The organism is Rhizobium sp. C104, assembly GCF_022354505.1.
In the GTDB taxonomy this organism is placed as follows: domain Bacteria; phylum Pseudomonadota; class Alphaproteobacteria; order Rhizobiales; family Rhizobiaceae; genus Rhizobium; species Rhizobium redzepovicii.
On record NZ_CP092348.1, the window covers coordinates 3889551 to 3908868 of the forward strand.

At 61.8% G+C, this 19318-nt stretch carries 21 protein-coding genes and 2 pseudogenes; 10 read left to right on the forward strand and 13 right to left on the reverse strand.

Annotated elements, in window-relative coordinates; genetic code table 11:
* Positions 1–23 precede the first annotated feature (23 nt).
* A pseudogene (locus MF410_RS20265) lies at positions 24–693 on the forward strand (outer membrane lipoprotein carrier protein LolA).
* Between the two features lie 124 nt (positions 694–817).
* The gene (locus MF410_RS20270) at positions 818–1621 is read left to right on the forward strand and encodes an exodeoxyribonuclease III (protein WP_131710940.1); all 804 of its coding nucleotides are present in this window, start codon (positions 818–820) and stop codon (positions 1619–1621) included.
* A 35-nt stretch (positions 1622–1656) separates the two neighbouring features.
* On the opposite strand, the gene MF410_RS20275 is transcribed toward MF410_RS20270, so the two are convergent.
* Entirely contained in the window at positions 1657–2112 is a 456-nt protein-coding gene (locus tag MF410_RS20275) for a cyclic nucleotide-binding domain-containing protein (protein WP_097624972.1), read from the reverse strand.
* A gap of 114 nt (positions 2113–2226) precedes the next feature.
* Positions 2227–2910 (reverse strand): response regulator transcription factor, encoded by a 684-nt coding sequence (locus MF410_RS20280; protein ID WP_003582964.1) that lies wholly within the window; start codon positions 2908–2910, stop codon positions 2227–2229.
* Positions 2911–3077: 167 nt separating this feature from the next.
* Between MF410_RS20280 and MF410_RS20285 the strand changes: the two genes are divergently transcribed.
* Both MF410_RS20285 and MF410_RS20290 read left to right on the forward strand, forming a co-directional pair.
* Positions 3078–3599, forward strand: a complete 522-nt coding sequence (locus MF410_RS20285) for a L,D-transpeptidase family protein (RefSeq protein WP_097624971.1) — start codon at positions 3078–3080, stop codon at positions 3597–3599.
* Positions 3600–3731: 132 nt separating this feature from the next.
* Complete coding sequence (locus tag MF410_RS20290; RefSeq protein WP_097624970.1) at positions 3732–4562, forward strand: aldo/keto reductase; 831 nt, start codon at positions 3732–3734, stop codon at positions 4560–4562.
* Between the two features lie 197 nt (positions 4563–4759).
* Here the strand turns inward: MF410_RS20290 and MF410_RS20295 are convergent, their stop codons facing one another.
* The 11 genes from MF410_RS20295 to ffh all read right to left on the reverse strand — a co-directional run bounded on the left by MF410_RS20295 (position 4760) and on the right by ffh (position 13317).
* Entirely contained in the window at positions 4760–5113 is a 354-nt protein-coding gene (locus MF410_RS20295; RefSeq protein ID WP_097625144.1) for a cell surface protein, read from the reverse strand.
* A gap of 256 nt (positions 5114–5369) precedes the next feature.
* Complete coding sequence (gene leuC, locus MF410_RS20300; RefSeq protein WP_097624969.1) at positions 5370–6779, reverse strand: 3-isopropylmalate dehydratase large subunit; 1410 nt, start codon at positions 6777–6779, stop codon at positions 5370–5372.
* Between the two features lie 75 nt (positions 6780–6854).
* Positions 6855–7019: a hypothetical protein gene (locus MF410_RS20305; protein ID WP_164918664.1), complete on the reverse strand. Its 165-nt coding sequence runs from the start codon at positions 7017–7019 to the stop codon at positions 6855–6857.
* Between the two features lie 33 nt (positions 7020–7052).
* Positions 7053–7865: an amino acid ABC transporter permease gene (locus MF410_RS20310; protein ID WP_097624968.1), complete on the reverse strand. Its 813-nt coding sequence runs from the start codon at positions 7863–7865 to the stop codon at positions 7053–7055.
* Between the two features lie 16 nt (positions 7866–7881).
* Positions 7882–8679 carry a transporter substrate-binding domain-containing protein gene (locus MF410_RS20315; RefSeq protein WP_097624967.1) on the reverse strand — a complete coding sequence of 266 codons (798 nt, stop codon included), beginning with the start codon at positions 8677–8679 and terminating at the stop codon, positions 7882–7884.
* Between the two features lie 145 nt (positions 8680–8824).
* Positions 8825–9379 (reverse strand): 50S ribosomal protein L19, encoded by a 555-nt coding sequence (rplS, locus tag MF410_RS20320; RefSeq protein WP_028758031.1) that lies wholly within the window; start codon positions 9377–9379, stop codon positions 8825–8827.
* A gap of 212 nt (positions 9380–9591) precedes the next feature.
* Complete coding sequence (gene trmD, locus MF410_RS20325) at positions 9592–10293, reverse strand: tRNA (guanosine(37)-N1)-methyltransferase TrmD (protein WP_097624966.1); 702 nt, start codon at positions 10291–10293, stop codon at positions 9592–9594.
* Positions 10293–10862 (reverse strand): ribosome maturation factor RimM, encoded by a 570-nt coding sequence (gene rimM / locus MF410_RS20330; protein ID WP_097625143.1) that lies wholly within the window; start codon positions 10860–10862, stop codon positions 10293–10295. Before rimM ends, trmD begins: the two co-directional genes overlap by 1 nt.
* Before the next feature lie 115 nt (positions 10863–10977).
* Positions 10978–11349 carry a 30S ribosomal protein S16 gene (rpsP, locus tag MF410_RS20335; RefSeq protein ID WP_097624965.1) on the reverse strand — a complete coding sequence of 124 codons (372 nt, stop codon included), beginning with the start codon at positions 11347–11349 and terminating at the stop codon, positions 10978–10980.
* A 44-nt stretch (positions 11350–11393) separates the two neighbouring features.
* Positions 11394–11714 (reverse strand): chorismate mutase, encoded by a 321-nt coding sequence (locus MF410_RS20340; RefSeq protein WP_011427149.1) that lies wholly within the window; start codon positions 11712–11714, stop codon positions 11394–11396.
* Positions 11715–11730: 16 nt separating this feature from the next.
* On the reverse strand, positions 11731–13317 hold the full coding sequence (gene ffh, locus MF410_RS20345) for a signal recognition particle protein (protein ID WP_097624964.1): 1587 nt from the start codon (positions 13315–13317) through the stop codon (positions 11731–11733).
* A gap of 420 nt (positions 13318–13737) precedes the next feature.
* Between ffh and MF410_RS20350 the strand changes: the two genes are divergently transcribed.
* The 6 genes and pseudogenes from MF410_RS20350 to MF410_RS20375 all read left to right on the forward strand — a co-directional run bounded on the left by MF410_RS20350 (position 13738) and on the right by MF410_RS20375 (position 19145).
* Positions 13738–13941 (forward strand): hypothetical protein, encoded by a 204-nt coding sequence (locus MF410_RS20350; protein ID WP_097624963.1) that lies wholly within the window; start codon positions 13738–13740, stop codon positions 13939–13941.
* 112 nt (positions 13942–14053) lie between these two features.
* Positions 14054–14959 (forward strand): diaminopimelate epimerase, encoded by a 906-nt coding sequence (dapF, locus tag MF410_RS20355; RefSeq protein WP_097624962.1) that lies wholly within the window; start codon positions 14054–14056, stop codon positions 14957–14959.
* Entirely contained in the window at positions 14956–16230 is a 1275-nt protein-coding gene (gene mtaB / locus MF410_RS20360) for a tRNA (N(6)-L-threonylcarbamoyladenosine(37)-C(2))-methylthiotransferase MtaB (protein WP_097624961.1), read from the forward strand. The genes dapF and mtaB overlap by 4 nt, the downstream gene beginning before the upstream one ends.
* A 16-nt stretch (positions 16231–16246) precedes the next feature.
* Positions 16247–17841, forward strand: a pseudogene (ftsY, locus tag MF410_RS20365) (signal recognition particle-docking protein FtsY).
* Positions 17842–17919: 78 nt separating this feature from the next.
* Positions 17920–18564: a septation protein A gene (locus tag MF410_RS20370; protein WP_097624959.1), complete on the forward strand. Its 645-nt coding sequence runs from the start codon at positions 17920–17922 to the stop codon at positions 18562–18564.
* Entirely contained in the window at positions 18561–19145 is a 585-nt protein-coding gene (locus MF410_RS20375) for a DUF2585 domain-containing protein (RefSeq protein WP_131710924.1), read from the forward strand. The genes MF410_RS20370 and MF410_RS20375 overlap by 4 nt, the downstream gene beginning before the upstream one ends.
* The last annotated feature ends 173 nt before the right edge of the window (positions 19146–19318 follow it).

Here is a 19318-nt window from a genome sequence, read left to right on the forward strand (position 1 = left end):
CAGATCGCATAAAGGAGATTTAGATGAGTAACTCCGACACCTTCCTCTCCGGCCTGACGGTAACGCGCCGCGATCTTCTCGGCGCCTTTGCCGTCGCTGCGATGGCAAGCGCCATTCCCTTCGGCGCGCATGCGCAGGCGGCGGCTCCCGCCTCCGGCACGGCACAGGCGATCGCCGACCATTTCTCCGGCGTCACCACGATGCAGGGCGAATTCGTGCAGTTCGGCCCGCGCGGTGAGCAGACCGGCGGCAAGTTCTTCATTCAGCGCCCCGGCAAACTGCGCTTCAATTATGACGACCCGTCGCCGATGCGGGTGATCGCCGACGGCAAGAACGTCGCCATCGGCAATACCAAGCTGAAAACCTGGGATCTCTATCCGCTCTCCAAGACGCCGCTCAGCCTGCTGCTGGCGCAGCATATCGACCTGTCGGCCGGCATGGTGAAGCGCGTGAAGGAAGAGTTCTGATCTGACGACGATCGCGCTCGGCAACAATACCGTGTTCGGCAATTCGACGATCACCATGATGTTCGACCCGAAGACCTACGACCTGCGCCAGTGGACGATCACGGACAACCAGGGCAAGGACACGTCGGTGATGATCTTCAATGTCAAAACAGGCATGCAGTTCGACGATCGCGTGTTCCGCGTGCCTTACGAGAGCATTCCGGGCACGGCAGCCTCACGAGACTGAGGGTTTTCGGTTGATCGCCCGAGCCTTTTGCACGCGGCCGGTTCCCTCCTGTGCGCCTTTGTTCTAAAGCCCTTTCATGAAAGCACGCCGTCTCAACGCCCGGCGTGCGAGAAAGGGCGTGGGCATGGGCTTTTCGATCACCACCTGGAACATCAACTCGGTGCGGCTGCGCATGCCGATCGTCGAGCAACTGGTTCTCAAACATCGGCCGGATATTCTCTGCCTGCAGGAAACCAAGGTGACGAACGAGCTCTTTCCGGCGGCACCGCTGCGGGCGATGGGCTACGACCACATCATCATCCACGGCCAGAAAGGCTATCACGGCGTGGCGATCGCCTCGCGCATTCCGCTGACGGAGGATCACCGGCAGGATTATTGCGGAGTTGGCGATGCCCGCCACATCTCGGCGATCTTCGAGCACGGCAACCGCCGTATCCGGCTGCACAATTTCTACGTCCCGGCTGGCGGCGACGAGCCGGATCGCACGATCAATCCGAAATTCGGTCACAAGCTCGATTTCATCGAAGAGATGAAGCTCCTGAAAGCCAACGGCGAAGCCAACACCTCGGCCATTCTGGTCGGCGACCTCAACATCGCGCCGCTGGAGCACGATGTCTGGTCGCACAAGCAGCTGCTGAAGATCGTCAGCCATACGCCCGTCGAAACCGACGGGCTGCTCGAGGTGATGAAGCGCGGCAACTGGCTCGACCTCATGCGCCATCATGTGCCGGAAAGCGAGAAGCTCTATACCTGGTGGAGCTACCGCGCCAAGGACTGGGAGGCGGCCGACCGCGGCCGCCGTCTCGACCATATCTGGTCGTCATCGGATCTCGGACCGCATCTCAAGCGCATCGAGATCCTGAAAGAGGCGCGCGGCTGGGACCGGCCCTCGGACCATGTGCCGGTCACGGCGCATTTCGATTTCTAGTATTTTGCGGATGCGCAGAACCGCTCCAACGGCGGTCAGCTGAAGCGGTAGAACTGGCTTGCGGCCTTTGCCGCAAGTTCGGCGAGATTGTCGCGGATGCGGTTCTCGATCAGCCGGGCTGCGTCCGGATATTCTTCGATCAGCCGGTGGAAAAGGGCGCGGGTGATGCGAATGATGCTGGTGTCCTCGCGCGCGACCGCGGTGAATTTGCGCTCCACCAGCGTGACCAGCGCCAGCTCGGAAACCAGCGTTCCCGGGCCGACGACCCCCTCCGTCCTCTGTATGCCGTCACTGCTCGTCGCGCTCAGCTCCAGGCTGCCGCTGAGGACGACATAGGCGCTCTCGGCGGGCGAGCCCTGGCGAAACAGCATCTGGCCGGCGGCGATCATGCGCCGGTCGGCGCCGAAGGCAATCAGCCGGAGCTGATCCTCGTTCATGTCCTTGAACAGAGGAAGCTGCGCGAGCATGCGGATGTCGTCGGTCAGCGCCATGCGGGCTTTTCGCCTTAGAGCAATCCCGGCAAAACTGCGTCGCGGTCTTGCATCCGGAATTGCGTGAAAACAGAGAGATAGAGCATTTTCGTATTCTGAGAAAACGGAAATGCTCTAGGGTATGATCTTATAGCCGCCGTTTTCCGTAACCAGGATTTCGGCATTGGAGGGATCGCGTTCGATCTTCTGGCGCAGACGGTAGACATGGGTTTCCAGCGTATGCGTCGTCACGCCTGAGTTATAGCCCCAGACCTCTTCGAGGAGCACGTCGCGAGTGACGACCTTCTGTTCGGCGCGGTAAAGGTAGCGGATGATCGCCGCTTCCTTTTCCGTCAGGCGGATCTTCTGGCCGTTGTCGGTGGTCAGCAGCTTCTGGCTCGGCTTGAAGAGGTAAGGGCCGACGGTGAAGGTGGCGTCCTCGCTCTGCTCGTGCTGGCGCAGCTGCACCCGGATGCGCGCGAGCAGCACGGCGAAGCGGAAAGGCTTGGTGACATAATCGTTGGCGCCGGCTTCGAGGCCGAGGATCGTATCCGAATCTGTATCGTGGCCGGTCAGCATGATGATCGGCGCCTTGAAGCCGCCCTTGCGCAGCAGCTTCACCGCCTCGCGGCCGTCCATATCGGGCAGGCCGACATCCATGATCAACAGATCGACCGGTGTCGAGCGGGCGGTTGCGACACCCTTGCCGGCGTTGGCTTCCTGCAGAACCGAAAATTCCTCATACAGCGACAATTGCTCCGTCAGCGTCTGACGAAGGTCATCGTCGTCATCCACCAGAAGAATGGTGCGTGCGGTCATGCCCTTGCTTTCCTCATGTTAAGTCCCCTAGTCCTACGCCAAATTCCTCATTTGGCAAGGATCGCGCGGCGGGCCGTTGCAGCGCAGGTTTTGATATGATTTCAATCGGAGCCCCAGACAATGCAAGACATGCGAGAAAAATGGAAAAAACAAGGCGGGAGCCATGGGTGAAGCCGTCGACGATCGTGGTGCGGCCGGCGCCGGGGCGCAAAAGCCGGGCGATCATCCGGCTCGGTGCGATCACCGTCCCCGCCGCGATCGGCCGCTCCGGCCGCACCGTGATCAAGCGCGAGGGCGACGGCGCCACACCGATCGCCTCGATGCGGCTGATATCAGGCTTCCGGCGCGGTGAGCGGAACGGCCGGCTTGCCACTCCGCTTCCCATCCGCCGGATCCGCGCTGACATGCTCTGGTGCGATCAGCCCGGCAACGCCAGCTACAACCGCCTCGTCCGGGCGCCGTTCGGCGCAAGCCATGAGGAGATGCGGCGTAGCGACGGGCTCTACGATGTCTGCCTGGTCATGGATTGGAACATCTCCTCGCGGGCGCGCAATCGCGGCTCGGCGATCTTCTTCCATCTCATTCGACCGGGCTACGAGCCGACGGCCGGTTGCGTGGCGGTGAGCCTGGCCGACATGCGCCGGCTTCTGCCGCATCTTCGGAAGGGCACGATTGTTCGGGTCCTCTGATTGTCTTCCGGATCCGGCCGCCTATATGTTTCCGGTGACCGAGCGCTCAGGCTGAAATGCGCTCCGGGACGCCCCAAAGTGCGGGCGCAATTCATGCCTCGTCCCATTCTTTCAAACTCCCGGAGATATAGTGTGACCGCTCAACCCATCATCACTTTCCATGACGGACATTCCATTCCCCAGGTCGGGCTCGGCGTCTGGCAGACGCCGCAGGAGATTGCCGCTCCGACGGTGCGCGCGGCGATTGCCGCCGGCTATCGCCATATCGATACGGCGTCCGGCTACGACAATGAAGAGGGTGTCGGCGAAGGCATCCGCTCCTCCGGTCTGGACCGCAAGGACATCTTCGTCACCACCAAGCTCAGAAACACCGATCAGGGATACGACAATACGCTCAGCGCCTTCGACGGCAGCCTGAAGAAGCTCGGTTCCGATTATGTCGACCTCTATCTCGTTCACTGGCCGTCGCCGCATCGCGGCCTCTATACCGAGACCTGGAAGGCTTTCGTGCGCATCCGCGAAGAGGGCCGCGCCCGCTCGATCGGCGTGTCGAATTTCTGCCCCGAACATCTGGAGCGCATCATCGGCGAGACCGGTGTCGTTCCCGTCATCAACCAGATCGAGCTGCATCCCGACTTTCAGCAGAAAGCGGCGCAGGAGGCGCACAGGAAACTTGGTATCGCCACCGAATCCTGGAGCCCGCTCGGCCAGGGCAAGTTCATCTCGAACCCTGTTATCGGTGAGATCGCTGGGAAATATCGGAAGACGCCGGCCCAGGTCATCATTCGCTGGCATATCGATACCGGCCTCGTCGTCATTCCGAAGTCGGTGACGCCGTCGCGCATCGAGGAAAATTTCCAGGTGTTCGACTTCAAGCTCGATGCCGACGATATGGCGGCGATCGCCAGGCTCGACAGCGCCGGCGCCCGCATGGGACCGGATCCGATGACGGCAACTTTCTGATCGCCGTTGCGATCAGGCTAAAGCGCGTCGCGTCAAACTTGATTCATGCGACGCGCTTTAGCTCTTTGTTTTCACGCATGTCGTTGCCGCAAAACCGCGGCACACTTTTGCGCGACATGCTTTAAAGCAATCGCAGCGTGGGTCTTCCGGGTAAATTACCCGGGGCGACCGCCGCATGACGGTGAATGCAGGCTCGATCAATAGTTGCAGTTCGACGATCCGTTCGTCGGAGCAAAGCCGAAGTCGCAGCTATTGCGCATGCGCTGCGGCCGTCCGATCGAGCCGGTATATTCGTCCGAAGCGTTGAAAGCCCGCGCGGGATACCAATAGCCGTTCGAGCTCTTGCTATAGCCGGGCCGGGCGCTGCCATAGCCGCGATAGCCGTTGAGCGATGGGATCTTGTTTTGCGCGACCTGCTGCAGCAGGCCGGACGCGGTCATGACCGGCATCGCCGGATGGATCATCCCGGCGCCGGCGGCGTCGACCGAAGTCAGAGATGCAAAGACGATCAGGCTGGCTTGCAGTAAACTCCGTACTATTTTCTGCCTCATGGCCATTCCCTCGATGGCGCGTGTTTGCCGAAGCCGGAACGGTATCTGTCGCGTATCGCGCCCCATATCGATGAGGCCACAGGCGCTCCTGGATGTCGATTGCCCGAACGGATGAAATTGGGAAGGCGGCCGATGCGCAATCGGGCTTACCCGAATTACAGCGGGATAGGGAAGCACAGCCGCCATGAAAAGCAAAACCGCCCGATGCGCTGAGAGCACATCGGGCGGTTTTCATTCTCTTCCGTGGGACGACGGATCAGTTCCACTCGCGGATGTCGACGAAATGACCGGCGATCGCTGCGGCCGCGGCCATTGCCGGCGAGACGAGGTGCGTGCGGCCCTTGAAGCCCTGACGGCCCTCGAAGTTGCGGTTCGAGGTGGACGCGCAGCGCTCGCCCGGCTTCAGGCGGTCGTCGTTCATGGCAAGGCACATGGAGCAGCCCGGCTCGCGCCAGTCGAAACCGGCGGCCTTGAAGATCTTGTCGAGGCCTTCGGCTTCCGCCTGTTCCTTGACGAGGCCGGAGCCCGGGACGATCATCGCATCGACGGTTGAAGCAACCGTCTTGCCTTCGACCACCTTGGCGACTTCGCGCAGGTCCTCGATGCGGCCGTTGGTGCAGGAGCCGATGAAGACGCGGTCGAGCGTAATGTCGGTCATCTTGGTGCCGGGCTTCAGGCCCATATAGTCGAGGGCGCGCCACTTGGAGGTGCGCTTGGTCTCGTCCTGGATATCGTCGGGGTTGGGGACGATGCCCTGGACGGAGATGACGTCCTCGGGCGAGGAGCCCCAGGAGACGATCGGCGGCAGGCTGGCGGCATCGAGCACGACGACGCGGTCGTAATGCGCGCCCTCGTCGGTCTGCAGCGTCTTCCAGTAGGCGATCGCCTGCTCCAGCGCCTCGCCCTTCGGCGCGCGCGGCTTGCCCTTTATGTATTCGAAGGTCTTTTCGTCAGGGGCGATCAGGCCGGCGCGGGCGCCGCCTTCGATGGTCATGTTGCAGATGGTCATGCGGCCTTCCATCGATAGCGAGCGGATCGCTTCGCCGGCAAATTCGATGACATGGCCAGTGCCGCCGGCAGTGCCGATTTCGCCGATGATGGCGAGGATGATGTCCTTGGCGGTGACGTGTGGCGGCAGCAGGCCGTCGACCCGCACCAGCATGTTCTTCGCCTTCTTCTGGATCAGCGTCTGGGTCGCCAGCACATGCTCGACCTCAGAGGTGCCGATGCCGTGCGCCAGCGCGCCGAAGGCGCCGTGCGTCGAGGTGTGGCTGTCGCCGCAGACGATGGTCATGCCAGGAAGGGTGAAGCCCTGTTCAGGACCGACGATGTGAACGATGCCCTGGCGCTTGTCGCTTGCGGAATAATATTCGACGCCGAATTCGGCGGCGTTGGTCGCCAGCGCTTCCACCTGAATGCGGCTTTCCTCGTTCTTGATGCCGAGATGGCGATCAGGCGAGGTCGGAACGTTATGGTCAACGACGGCGAGCGTCTTTTCCGGGGCGCGAACTTTGCGGCCGGTCATCCGCAGGCCTTCGAACGCCTGCGGCGAGGTGACTTCATGGACCAGGTGCCGGTCGATGTAGAGAAGACAGGTGCCGTCTGCCTGTTCGTCGACCAGATGATCGTCCCAGATCTTGTCGTAGAGGGTACGCGGTGCGCTCATGGCGTTAAGTCCGTTTTTGGATGCTTTTGGGAAATCGAGTAAAAAGCGGATCAAGCTCCGCCGGCCGTCATTCGATCAACGAAGTCGGCTGTTGAGCGCACCGGATACGCATGCAAAGAACCGCGCCGGCAGGCGATAATGGTCCTGCAGCACGAAAATATGCGCGCCTGTGCATCTGAACTTGGATTCCATCGCCTGCATATAACGATTTTTCGCGGCGGCTTCAATTTGAATCATCAACAGCCCGTCTGGGGCCTCCTCATTGTGACGGCTTTAGCGTGATTTCATCCATTTCTCCGTCCGCCGCAGCGCCAGCGACAGGCCGATCGTCAGGATCAGGTAGATGTAGGTGACGATCGAGTAGGTCTCGAAGAAGCGAAAGGAGCCGGCGGCATAGACCTTGCCCATCTGGGTGATGTCGGCGACGCCGAGCACGGAGACGAGCGATGAATCCTTTACCATCGAAACGAAATCGTTGGAAAGCGGCGGGAAGATCACCCGGATCGCCTGCGGGAAGACGACGGAGCGGAAGCGCCGGTAGCGGGAAAGGCCGAGCGCCTTGGCAGCCTCGATCTGGCCGAGATCGACCGACTGGAAGCCGGCCCGGAAGATTTCGGCGATGAAGGAGGAGTAACCGATCGTCAGCGCGATGATCGCCCGCCACATCAGCGAGAGATCGCGCACCAGGATGGGTTCGGCCATGCCTGCGTTTACCAGCGGCGAAATCAGAAAATTATAACCGGCAACCAGGGCCGGGGCGCCGACGAAGGCGACGTAGAACAGGAGCACGAGGATCGGGATGCCGCGGATAATCTCGATGTAGAAACGCGCGATCTGCCGCGCGATCTGGCTGTCGGCCATGCCGAGCAGGCAGATGCCGAGGCCGAGCACGGTGGCGAGCACGAAGGCGACCAGCGTGACGAAGACGGTGATGCCGACACCGTTGACGACGGTGCGGAAAACCTGGGCGTAGATATCGTTGGTGACGATGACGGCGGCAAGGATGACGCCGATCGCGACGAGCGCGACCAGCCACCAGGGATAGTCGTCCTTGACGTGTCTGTCGGGAGAGGGTCGTAAAGCCATCAGCAATGGCTCGGCGTCATTCGCCCATCTTGTAGTCGAGGAACCACTTCTTGTTCAGCGCATCCAGCGTGCCGTCGGCCTTGAGGGCTGAAATGGCAGCGTTGACGGGCGCGACGAGATCGGAGCTCTTCGGGAAGATGAAGCCGAAATCCTCGGTGCCGAGCGGCTCGCCGATCAGCTTCAGCGCGCCATTCGAGGCGTCGACATAACCCTTGCCGGCGGTGCCGTCGGTCAGGACGACGTCGACGTCGCCTGCCTTCAAAGCCTGGACGGTGGCGCCGAAGGTTTCGAAGAGCTTGATGCGCGGGTTCTGCTCGTTGCCGTCGAGCACTTCATAGACAGCGGTATAGAAGGGCGTGGTGCCGGGCTGGGCGCCGACCAGACCATCCTTGAACGCGCCGAAGGACTTGGCGTCGGTGAAACGCTTCTCGTCGCCGCGCACCAGCATGAACTGCTGTGAGCGCATGTAAGGGTCGGAGAAATCCACCTTCTGCTTGCGGTCTTCCTTGATGGTGATGCCGGTCATGCCGATGTTGTACTGGCCGTCGGAAACCGCCTGGATCATCGCATCCCAGCTGGTGTTTTGATATTCGACCTTGAAGTTCAGCCGTTTGGCGATCTCGTTCATCGCATCATATTCCCAGCCGATCGCCTTGCCGGATTTCGGGTCGACGAACTGCAGCGGCGGATAGGCATTCTCGGTGACGACGACGACGCTCTTGCCGCCGAGATCGGGCAGCTCGGCTGCCGATGCGGCCAGGGGTGCGAGAGCAAGGGCAGCGAAGCTCGCAAGGACAGTACGACGGAACAACATTGAACGGCTCTCCGGGAGTGAACGGCGAAAATTGTCACGGAAAACGTACCGAAGGCAAGGCCACCGGCTGCGTGCCCAAGCAAAAAATAGAAAAGGCGACCCGAAGGCCGCCTTTTCAAGCGAAGAATTTTGCGTGACGCAGATCTTATTCTGCAGCCGGTTCCGCTGCTGCGGCTGCTGCTTCCGCGGCGGCCTTTTCGGCCGCTGCCTTGGCTTCGGCAGCTTCGGCTGCTGCCTTCTCGGCGGCGAGCGCCTGAGCGGCTGCAACCTTTTCAGCTTCGATGCGTGCCTTTTCCTCGGCAATGGCGGCGCGCTCGGCGTCGTTGAGCTTGCGGGCGCGGACGCCGGTGTCTTCAACGATACGGGCAGACTTGCCGCGACGATCACGGAGGTAATAGAGCTTGGCGCGACGGACCTTACCGCGGCGCACGACGTCGACGCTTTCGATCATCGGCGAGTAGACCGGGAATACGCGCTCGACGCCTTCGCCGTAGGAGATCTTGCGGACCGTGAAGTTTTCCTGCAGGCCGCCGCCGGAGCGGGCGATGCAGACGCCTTCATAGGCCTGAACGCGGGTACGGTTGCCTTCCGTGACCTTCACGTTGACGCGGACAGTGTCGCCCGGGGAAAATTCGGGAAGCGTGCGCTTGGCTTCGATCTTGGCGGCCTGTTCGGCCTCAAGCTGCTGAATGATGTTCATCGTCTTAACCTTTGGTTCTTCTGAAACAGCCAGAGCGCTCGACACTGATCCTTTGGAACTGGCCTCAGGACTTTGCCCTTCAGGGCGGGAGCGGGTTCGCCATTCTTTGTTTGCTGGCAGACGGGGATAACCCCATTTCCGCGTGCGCCAATACACGAAAGGCCGGGGCTTGTCATCCCTCGCACGACATTTTTGTGAAGGGGAGGCTGGAATCAGCCGTTTTTCTTAGGTTCAGCCTTTTCCAAGAGATCTGGCCGCCGCTCCCGCGTCAGCCGCACCGCCTCCTGGTGCCGCCATTTCTCGATGGCACCGTGATTGCCAGACGTCAGGATCGCGGGAATGTCCCGGCCTTCCCACGCCTGCGGCCTGGTATAATGGGGATGTTCCAGCAAGCCGCCTTCGAAGCTTTCGTGCAGACCGGAAAGATCGTTGCCCATGACACCGGGCAGGATGCGGATGATCGCGTCGAGCACGATCAGCGCCGCCGGCTCGCCGCCCGACAGCACGTAGTCGCCGATCGAAACCTCTTCCAGGCCGCGCGCCTCGATCACTCGCTGATCGACGCCCTCGAAGCGGCCGCAGACGATGATGACGCCGTCGCCAGCCGCAAGCTCGCGTACGCGCTTCTGTGTCAGCGGCTGGCCGCGCGGGCTCATCAGCAGGCGCGGGCGGGTGTCGTTTTCCGCGGTGCTGTCGATCGCGCGGGCGAGAACGTCGGGTTTCAGCACCATGCCGGCGCCGCCGCCGGCCGGGGTGTCGTCGACGGTGCGGTGCTTGTCGGTGGCGAAATCGCGGATCTGCACCGCATCCAGCGACCATTGCCCGCGCTCCATCGCCTTGCCGGCGAGCGAGAAGCCCAGATGCCCCGGAAACATTTCCGGATAGAGTGTCAGCACGCTCACTCGGAAAGCCATCACTTCTTCTTTTTCGGCTTGTCCGCGGTGAATTTCGAAAGCTCTTGGGGGTCGTCGACCAAGCCTGCCGCCAGCGGGTCGATCAGCAATGTGCCGGCCTCGAGGTCGATCTCCAGCACCGAGGCTTCGGAGAAGGGGATCAGCACCGGGCGCTTGCCCGGACCTTTGAGCTCCAGCAAATCGCCGGCGCCGAAATCGAAGACGCCGGTGACGGTGCCATAGCTGGCACCCTTGTCGTCGCGTGCTTCGAGACCTTCGAGATCAGCATAGTAGAACTCGTCATCTTCAAGCTCCTCGTCCGGCAGGTTGTCGCGCTCGATATAGAGCTCGAGGCCGTTCAGCGCCTCGGCGGCATTACGGTCGTTGACGCCGCGGAAACGGACGACGACGACATTCTTCGTCTCGCGGATTTCGAGGACTTCGAAGCTGCGGCCGTCCATGCTGTGCAGGTGGCCGTAGTCGCCAAGGGCGCTCGGATCGGCCGTGTAGGCCTTGGCGCGTACCTCTCCCCGGAGGCCTTGCGCGCCGCCGATCGTCGCCATCAGAACGGGGTTTTCAAGCTTTGTCATGGGTTCCTTCATGTGAAGCCGAAAGACAGGTTTCTCATAAACGAAGTGCGGGTAATTGGAAACGAAAACGGGCGGCATGTCGCCATGCCGCCCGTTAGACAAGGGATTGTCCCGATTATTCTGCGGCGTCGGCAGCAGCAGCGGCGGCGTCAGCCACCTTCTGAGCCTTTTCGGCGGCGCGTTCCTGGGCGCGCTTGCCCGGCTTTGCCTTGACCGGGTTGTTCTTGGCTTCGCGCTTGGCAACGCCGGCCTCATTGAGGAAGCGCAGAACGCGGTCGGTCGGCTGGGCGCCGTTTTCGATCCAGTGCTTGATGCGCTCGGCGTTCAGCTGAACGCGCTTCTCGTCGTCCTTGGCGAGCATCGGGTTCCAGGAACCGAGGTTTTCCAGGAAGCGGCCGTCACGCGGGCTGCGCGCGTCGGCGAGAACGACGTGGTAATACGGGCGCTTCTTGGAGCCACCGCGGGCGAGACGAATTTTCAGTGCCATGTTCTTTACTCCTTAGGCTTTTCTTGATCGCCTGATCAGGCGGGTTATCGGGCTGCGGCGCTTTGTTCAGCGTGATCCGCAGCGATCTGCTCATGATGCCGGATGACTTCCTTGATGACGAAGTTCAGGAACTTCTCGGCGAAATCCGGGTCCAGATTGGCGGCTTTCGCCAGCTGGCGAAGGCGTTCGATCTGGTATTCCTCGCGCGCCGGATCGGCCGGCGGCAGATTGTATTTGGCCTTCAGCACGCCGACCTCTTTGGTGCAGCGGAAGCGTTCGGCCAGCATATGCACGAGAGCGGCATCGATATTGTCGATCGACTGACGATAGCTCGCGAGCTGGGCTTTGACGTCTGGATCAATCATGGGGCAAGCGATCCTTTCACTTCTTCTTCGGCAATCCGGGCAATCCCGGGAAACCACCGCCAAGGCCCGGCAGCTTGGCGCCGCCGAGGCCAGGCAAACCACCCGGCAGACCGCCGAGACCGGGCATACCCCCACCCGGCTTTCCAAGTCCCGCTGCTTCGGCCTGCTTCTGCAGGGCCTCGAGCTGCCGAGGATCGATATTCGAGAGATCGGGCATGCCACCGCCCATACCGCCCAGGCCGCCGCCAAGCCCCATCTTGCCGGCAAGGCCGCCCATCATCTGCTTCATCATGCCGCCTTTGCCCTTGCCGCCCATCATCTTCATCATGTCGGCCATCTGGCGGTGCATCTTCAGAAGCTTGTTGATGGCGGCGGCATCGGTGCCGGAGCCGGCGGCGATGCGCTTCTTGCGCGAATGCTTGAGCAGATCGGGATTGGCGCGCTCGGCCTTGGTCATCGACTGGATGATGGCGATCTGGCGACCGAAAAGTCTGTCGTCGAGGCCGGCTGCGGCCATCTTGTCCTTCATACCGGCCATGCCGGGCATCATCCCCATGATGCCGCCCATGCCGCCCATCTTCTGCATCTGGCGCAGCTGGTCGGCGAGATCGTCGAGGTCGAACTTGCCCTTGGCCATCTTGGCGGCCATGGCGGCCGCCTTCTCGGCGTCGATGTTCTCCGCCGCGCGCTCCACGAGCGAGACGATGTCGCCCATGCCGAGGATGCGGTCGGCGATACGGCGGGGATGGAACTCCTCGAGCTCGCTCATCTTCTCGCCGACGCCGATCAGCTTGATCGGCTTGCCGGTGACGGCGCGCATGGAAAGGGCGGCACCGCCGCGGCCATCGCCGTCCATGCGGGTCAGCACCAGACCGGTGATGCCGACGCGTTCGTCGAAACTGCGGGCGAGGTTGACGGCGTCCTGACCGGTGAGTGAGTCGGCGACCAGCAGGATTTCATGCGGGTTCGAGCGCTTCTTGATGTCGGCCATCTCGACCATCAAGGGCTCGTCGATATGGGTGCGGCCGGCGGTGTCGAGGATGACGACGTCGTGGCCGCCGAGCCTTGCCGCCTGCACGGCGCGGGCGGCGATATCCGTCGGCGACTGGCCTGATATGATGGGCAGCGTGTCGATATTGGCCTGCGCGCCAAGCTGGCGAAGCTGCTCCTGGGCTGCCGGACGGCGCGTGTCGAGCGACGCCATCAGCACCTTCTTCTTCTCGCGTGTCGACAGGCGATGGGCAATTTTCGCCGACGTCGTCGTCTTGCCGGAACCCTGCAGGCCGACCATCATGACGACGACGGGGGCGGGCGCATGCAGGTCGATGCCGACCCCTTCGCCGCCCAGCATCTCGATCAGCTCGTCATGCACGATCTTGACGACCATCTGGCCGGGTTTGATCGACTTCAGAATCTCGGCGCCGACGGCCTTTTCACGCACGCGGTCGGTGAAGGAACGCACGACGTCGAGCGCGACGTCGGCCTCGAGCAGCGCACGGCGAACCTCTCGCAGCGCTGCGGAAACATCGGCTTCCGAAAGCGCGCCACGGCCTGTCAGTCCATTCAGAATGGATCCAAGACGGTCCTGGAGGTTTTCAAACATCGGCTCTTCCTTGATACGTTTCGGGCGGGTTCGATCTGCCCGGAAACGTCGTGCTTTTCCTTGACGAAAACAAGACGCAAAGCCAAAAAGCACCCGAGGGCGCATCGCGCTGTCGGGTGTTGACCTCCGGGATCTCAGGTCCCGGTCGGCGGCTCGGAGTCATGCGGCTCGTCGCAGATTGGGCGCGATAAACAGGAAAGCGGCGGGAAAGTCAAGCGAATGGGACCGAAGACCGCATAACGGGCGTTCCCAGAGCGTGCGTGGTCCGGGCACGACCGGTTTAATTTCCCGCGGACAGTCCAAACGCCATAGAGGCCAGTTGCAAAATATTCTGCTTATGATTCTACTTTCTACTTAAGTGCATCCTGTAAAAATGATTCGTGAATATCCTTGATGCCGGATGATCCGGCGGAGATACGAATGATCAATCCTGATATTGAAAGCTGGGCACTTGCACGGGCCCATCATATTGTTCTGAACGAAGGCCTTAGTCTTGCCAAAGCGGCACAGGATCTGGATCGCAAACGGTCCCGCTCGCTGGTCTACGAGCTGAGAAAGGTCATTACCGCCGCCATCGTCGAAGCGCATGCGGCGTCTTTTGCTTCCGACGGTGTTGAGCCGTAAAACCGGACGGCCTCGAAAGAGCGACCGGCGGCAATAGCTGCGCCGCACTCGCCCACTGGTAATTCCTTCGCATTTCCGCCATATACAGCGGAAACACGGACGGAATGATACCATGAGCGCAACGGTCGAATTCGCGAGGATGAACGGGCTTGGCAACAAGATCCTGGTCGTCGATATGCGCGGCCGGCCGGATAAGGTGACGCCTGCGGCGGCGGTGGCACTCAATGCCGATCCTGAGACCGAGTTCGACCAGATCATGGCGATCCATGATCCGAAGGCCGACGGCACCGATGCCTTCATCGATATCCTGAATTCCGACGGCTCGAAGGCGCAGGCTTGCGGCAACGGCACGCGTTGCGTCGTGCAGGCACTTGCCGCCGAGACCGGTAGGAAGGTCTTCACCTTCCAGACGGTCGCCGGCATCCTCAACGCCGTCGAGCACGAGGACGGGACGATTTCGGTCGATATGGGCCGGCCGGTCTTCGATTGGGACAGAATCCCGCTGGCGGAAGAATTCCACGATACCAGCCGCATCGAGCTGCAGATCGGCCCGATCGACAAGCCGGTGCTGCATTCGCCGTCCGTCATGTCGATGGGCAATCCGCATGCGATCTTCTGGGTGGACCGGGACGTTATGTCCTACGATCTCGCCCGCTTCGGGCCGCTGCTCGAAAACCATCCGATGTTTCCCGAGCGGGCCAATATCACGCTGGCGCAGGTGACCTCGCCGACATCGATGACGACGCGCACCTGGGAGCGCGGCGCGGGGCTGACGCTTGCCTGCGGCTCGGCTGCCTGTTCTGCTGCCGTCAGTGCTGCGCGCACCGGCCGCACCGGCCGTAAGGTGACGATCAATGTGGCAAGCGCCAAGCCGCCGGCCACGCTTTGTATCGAATGGCGCGAGCGCGACGATCACGTCATCATGACCGGCCCGGCCGAATGGGAATGGTCGGGCAGGGTCGATCCTTCGACCGGTCTCTGGTCGCGCGATGGTACCCGAGAGGCGGAGGCGCAGTGAGCGGCATCGAGGTCATTACCTTCGGCTGCCGCCTCAACACCTATGAATCCGAAGTGATGAAGGCGCAGGCTGAGAAGGCCGGGCTCAACAACGCCGTCCTGGTCAATACCTGTGCCGTGACCGGCGAGGCCGTGCGCCAGGCCCGCCAGGCGATCCGCCGGGCACGGCGCGACAATCCGCATGCCCGCATCATCGTCACCGGCTGCGCCGCGCAGACGGAAAAGCAGACCTTTGCCGCGATGGCGGAGGTCGATGCCGTGCTCGGCAACGAGGAGAAGCTGACGAGCGCCTCCTATCGCAGCCTGCCGGATTTCGGCGTTTCGGCCGAAGAGAAACTTCGCGTCAACGACATCATGAGCGTCAAGGCGACGGCGCCGCAGATGGTCAGGCATATCGACGGCCATGTGCGCGCCTTCATCCAGGTGCAGAACGGCTGCGACCATCGCTGCACCTTCTGCATCATTCCCTATGGCCGCGGCAATTCCCGCTCCGTGCCGATGGGAGCTGTCGTCGACCAGGCCCGCAATCTCGTCGACGGCGGTTACCGCGAAATCGTACTGACCGGCGTCGATGCCACCAGTTACGGCGGCGATCTGCCGGGCGCCCCGACGCTCGGGCTTTTGGCGAAGACCCTTCTGAAGCAGATCCCCGATATACGCCGCCTGCGGCTTTCCTCGATCGACAGCATCGAAGCCGATGCCCACCTGATGGATCTCATCGCCGACGAGCCACGCTTCATGCCGCATCTGCATCTCTCGCTGCAGCACGGCGACGACATGATGCTGAAGCGCATGAAGCGCCGGCATTTGCGCGCCGATGCGCTGCGTTTCATCGAGGATGCGCGTCGCCTTCGCCCCGAGATGAGCTTCGGCGCCGATATGATCGCCGGCTTTCCCACAGAAACCGAAGACATGTTCGACAATGCCGTGCGGCTGGCCGAAGAGGTTGGTATCGCCCATCTGCATGTCTTCCCCTACAGTCCGCGTCCCGGCACGCCGGCAGCGCGCATGCCGCAACTCGACCGGTCGCTGGTCAAGGATCGCGCCGCAAGGCTGCGCGCCACTGGACATAGGCTGCATCAATCCCATCTCGATGGGATGATCGGAACCCGGCAATGGCTGCTTGTTGAAAACAACGGCCTGGCGCATACGGAGAATTTCACGCTGGTCGCCGCGCCCGGCCTTCGTCCCGGCGAACTTGTGCCGGTCACGATCACCGGCCACAATGGCAAGCATCTCGACATGCAATTGACGGCCGCAGCCGCGGCCTGACTTTCACGGAATCCCCATGGCGCTCAGTTTCATCAAAAAGGTCTTCACCTTCGGCAAGCCGGCTGAAGAACCTGTGCCTGCGGCCGTGGAAAAGGAGTTGGAGCCGCGTTCGCGCGTCGAAGATCTGCCGGTTGCTGACGATCCAGTGCTGGCCGAGGAAATGGATACCGCCGGCGGGCCCGCTTCAGATATTGACGAGGGCGGGGTCGAGACGTCGGTTGCTGAAGATGATGTCGAATCCGCAATCCTGCCCGCCGCCGACCAATTGCGCGACATGGGTGTCGTGCCGCTTTCATTGCTGGAAGCCGAGGCAGCAGCGGAGGCGGAGACTGAAATCCAGGCGGTCGCCGAAACCCTTGCGGAAATACCCCTTTCTGTCCCTCTGGGACATCTCGCCCACCAGGCGGGAGATCATGTGGAGACCGGAGCACTAGAACAGCCGGCCGACCTCGAAGAGATCGTCGAAAAGCTTCCGGAAGAGATTCCAACTGAACCGGAAGACATTCCGACTCAGGATGATGCAGGACTGGATTCGCCCTCCCAGCCAATCTCCCCACCTGTGGAGGAGATGCCCGGCAGGGTAGAGGGGGCAGCCCCCCGGCAAAACCGGAGATTGGCTCTCCCATCCTCCCCAAAGGCTTCGCCACCGGCCCGAAGGTCGTCGAGCCGGAGCCGGTTATGTTGCAGCCGAAGCTCAGCTGGTTCCAGCGTCTGCGCAACGGTCTTGCGCGCACCTCCTCGCAGCTGACCGGCCAGATCACCGCGCTCTTCACGAAGCGCAAGCTCGATGACGAGACGCTGCAGGATCTCGAAGACCTGCTGATCCAGGCCGATCTCGGCGTCGAGACGGCGCTGCGCGTCACCGACACGCTGGCGTCCGAGCGCTACGGCAAGGATGTCACCGGCGAGGATGTCAGCCGGATCATGGCGTCTGAAATCGCCAAGGTCCTGAAGCCGGTCGCCAAGCCGCTGCAGCTCGACCTCTCGCACAAGCCGCATGTCATCCTCGTCGTCGGCGTCAACGGCACCGGCAAAACGACGACGATCGGCAAGCTTGCAGCAAAACTTTCCGGCGCCGGGCTGAAGGTGATGCTGGCGGCCGGCGATACGTTCCGTGCGGCCGCGATCGAGCAGTTGAAGATCTGGGCCGAGCGGACGAACTCCGAATTCATCGGCACCAAGCTTGGCGCAGATGCCGCCGGCCTTGCCTATGATGCCTTCGAACAGGCGAAGGCGAAAAAATGCGATGTGCTGATCGTCGATACCGCCGGCCGCCTGCAGAACAAGGCCGAGCTGATGGCCGAACTCGAGAAGATCGTGCGCGTGCTCGGCAAACTCGATCCCGATGCGCCGCACACCGTGCTGCAGACGCTCGATGCCACGACGGGGCAGAACGCGCTCAGCCAGGTCGAGATCTTCCGCAACGTCGCCGGCGTCAACGGGCTGATCATGACCAAGCTCGACGGCACGGCGCGCGGCGGCATCCTCGTCGCCATTTCGGCCAAGCACAAGCTGCCGGTCTACTTCATCGGTATCGGCGAGGGCGTCGACGATCTGGAACCGTTCGAGGCCGAGGATTTCGCCCATGCCATTGCCGGACTTCCGCAATGATGCCACAGATATGCCGCCGAGAGCCTGCAAGGCACGGCCGGCAACCAGATTGTCAGGAATAGCAGGTTTGACGAACGCATGAGCACCGAAAGCGATATCACCCCGACCGCGGCCGACCGGCATCACCCGCTGCTGAAGCTGGCGCTCGAACTCGGGCCGCTGTTGATCTTCTTCTTTGCCAATTTGCGCGGTCCGTGGCTGGTGGAGAAATTTCCTGCTCTTTCCGAGCTTGGTGGACCGCTGTTCGTCGCAACCGGGCTTTTCATGGCGGCGACGATCCTTTCACTTGTCGTCTCGAAGATCGTGCTCGGCCATCTGCCGATCATGCCCTTCGTCTCCGGCATCGTCGTCGTCATCTTCGGCTCGTTGTCGATCTGGCTGCAGAACGAGACCTTCATCAAGATGAAGCCGACCATCGTCAACGCGCTCTTCGGGGTGGCGCTGCTCGGCGGGCTTGCTTTCGGCCGATCGCTGCTCGGCTATGTCTTCAACGCCGCGTTCCAGCTCGATGCCGAAGGCTGGCGCAAGCTCACCATCCGCTGGGGCATCTTCTTCCTGTTCCTTGCCGTGCTGAACGAAGTCGTCTGGCGCAATTTTTCGGACGATACCTGGGTGGCCTTCAAGGTCTGGGGCACGATGCCGATCACCATCATCTTCACCCTGGCGCAGATGCCGCTGGTGCTCAAGCATAGCCTCAACCCGGAAACGGACGGCGAAAAATGAGCGCTACAGAGGCCGAATATCGTGTGAGACACCAGAGTTTCTGGTTCGTCGCCTGCCTTGCGGTGCTGGTTGCTCAGATCGTCGCCGAATATCTGATGGGCCGCGTGCCGATCTGCTCCTGCGGTTATGTCAAGCTGTGGGAGGGCGGGGTCAATACCAGCGGCAATTCGCAGCATCTGTCGGATTGGTACACGCCGTCGCATATCATCCACGGCTTCCTGTTCTACGGGCTCGGCCATCTCGTCCTGCGCCGCAAGCCGCCGGCGGCAAAGCTGTTGCTGGCGCTCGTCATCGAATCCGGCTGGGAACTGCTCGAAAATTCGCCGCTGATCATCGACCGCTATCGCACGGCGACGATCGCACTCGACTATTACGGCGACAGCATCCTGAATTCGGCAATGGACACCGTCTTCATGTGCATCGGCTTCTTCTTCGCATCGCGGGCGCCGGTGGCGCTGACGGTGGCGATCGCGATCTTCTTCGAAGTTTTCACCGGCTATGTAATCCGCGATAATCTGACGTTGAACGTGGTGATGCTGATCTGGCCGGTGGAGGCGATCAAGGTCTGGCAGGGCGGGTAATAAACCGCGTTTGATTATGACCCCTCCGCAACCCTCTTCATAAGGGGGAGGGGCCTGAGTGCCGCGCCCGGCGTTTTCCACTTCACCGTTTCATCCGCAGAGGTTACTTTGGCACCATACGTGCGCCAAGTTCAGTCCCTCCCCCTTGTGAGGAGGGGTTGGGGAGGGGTTTT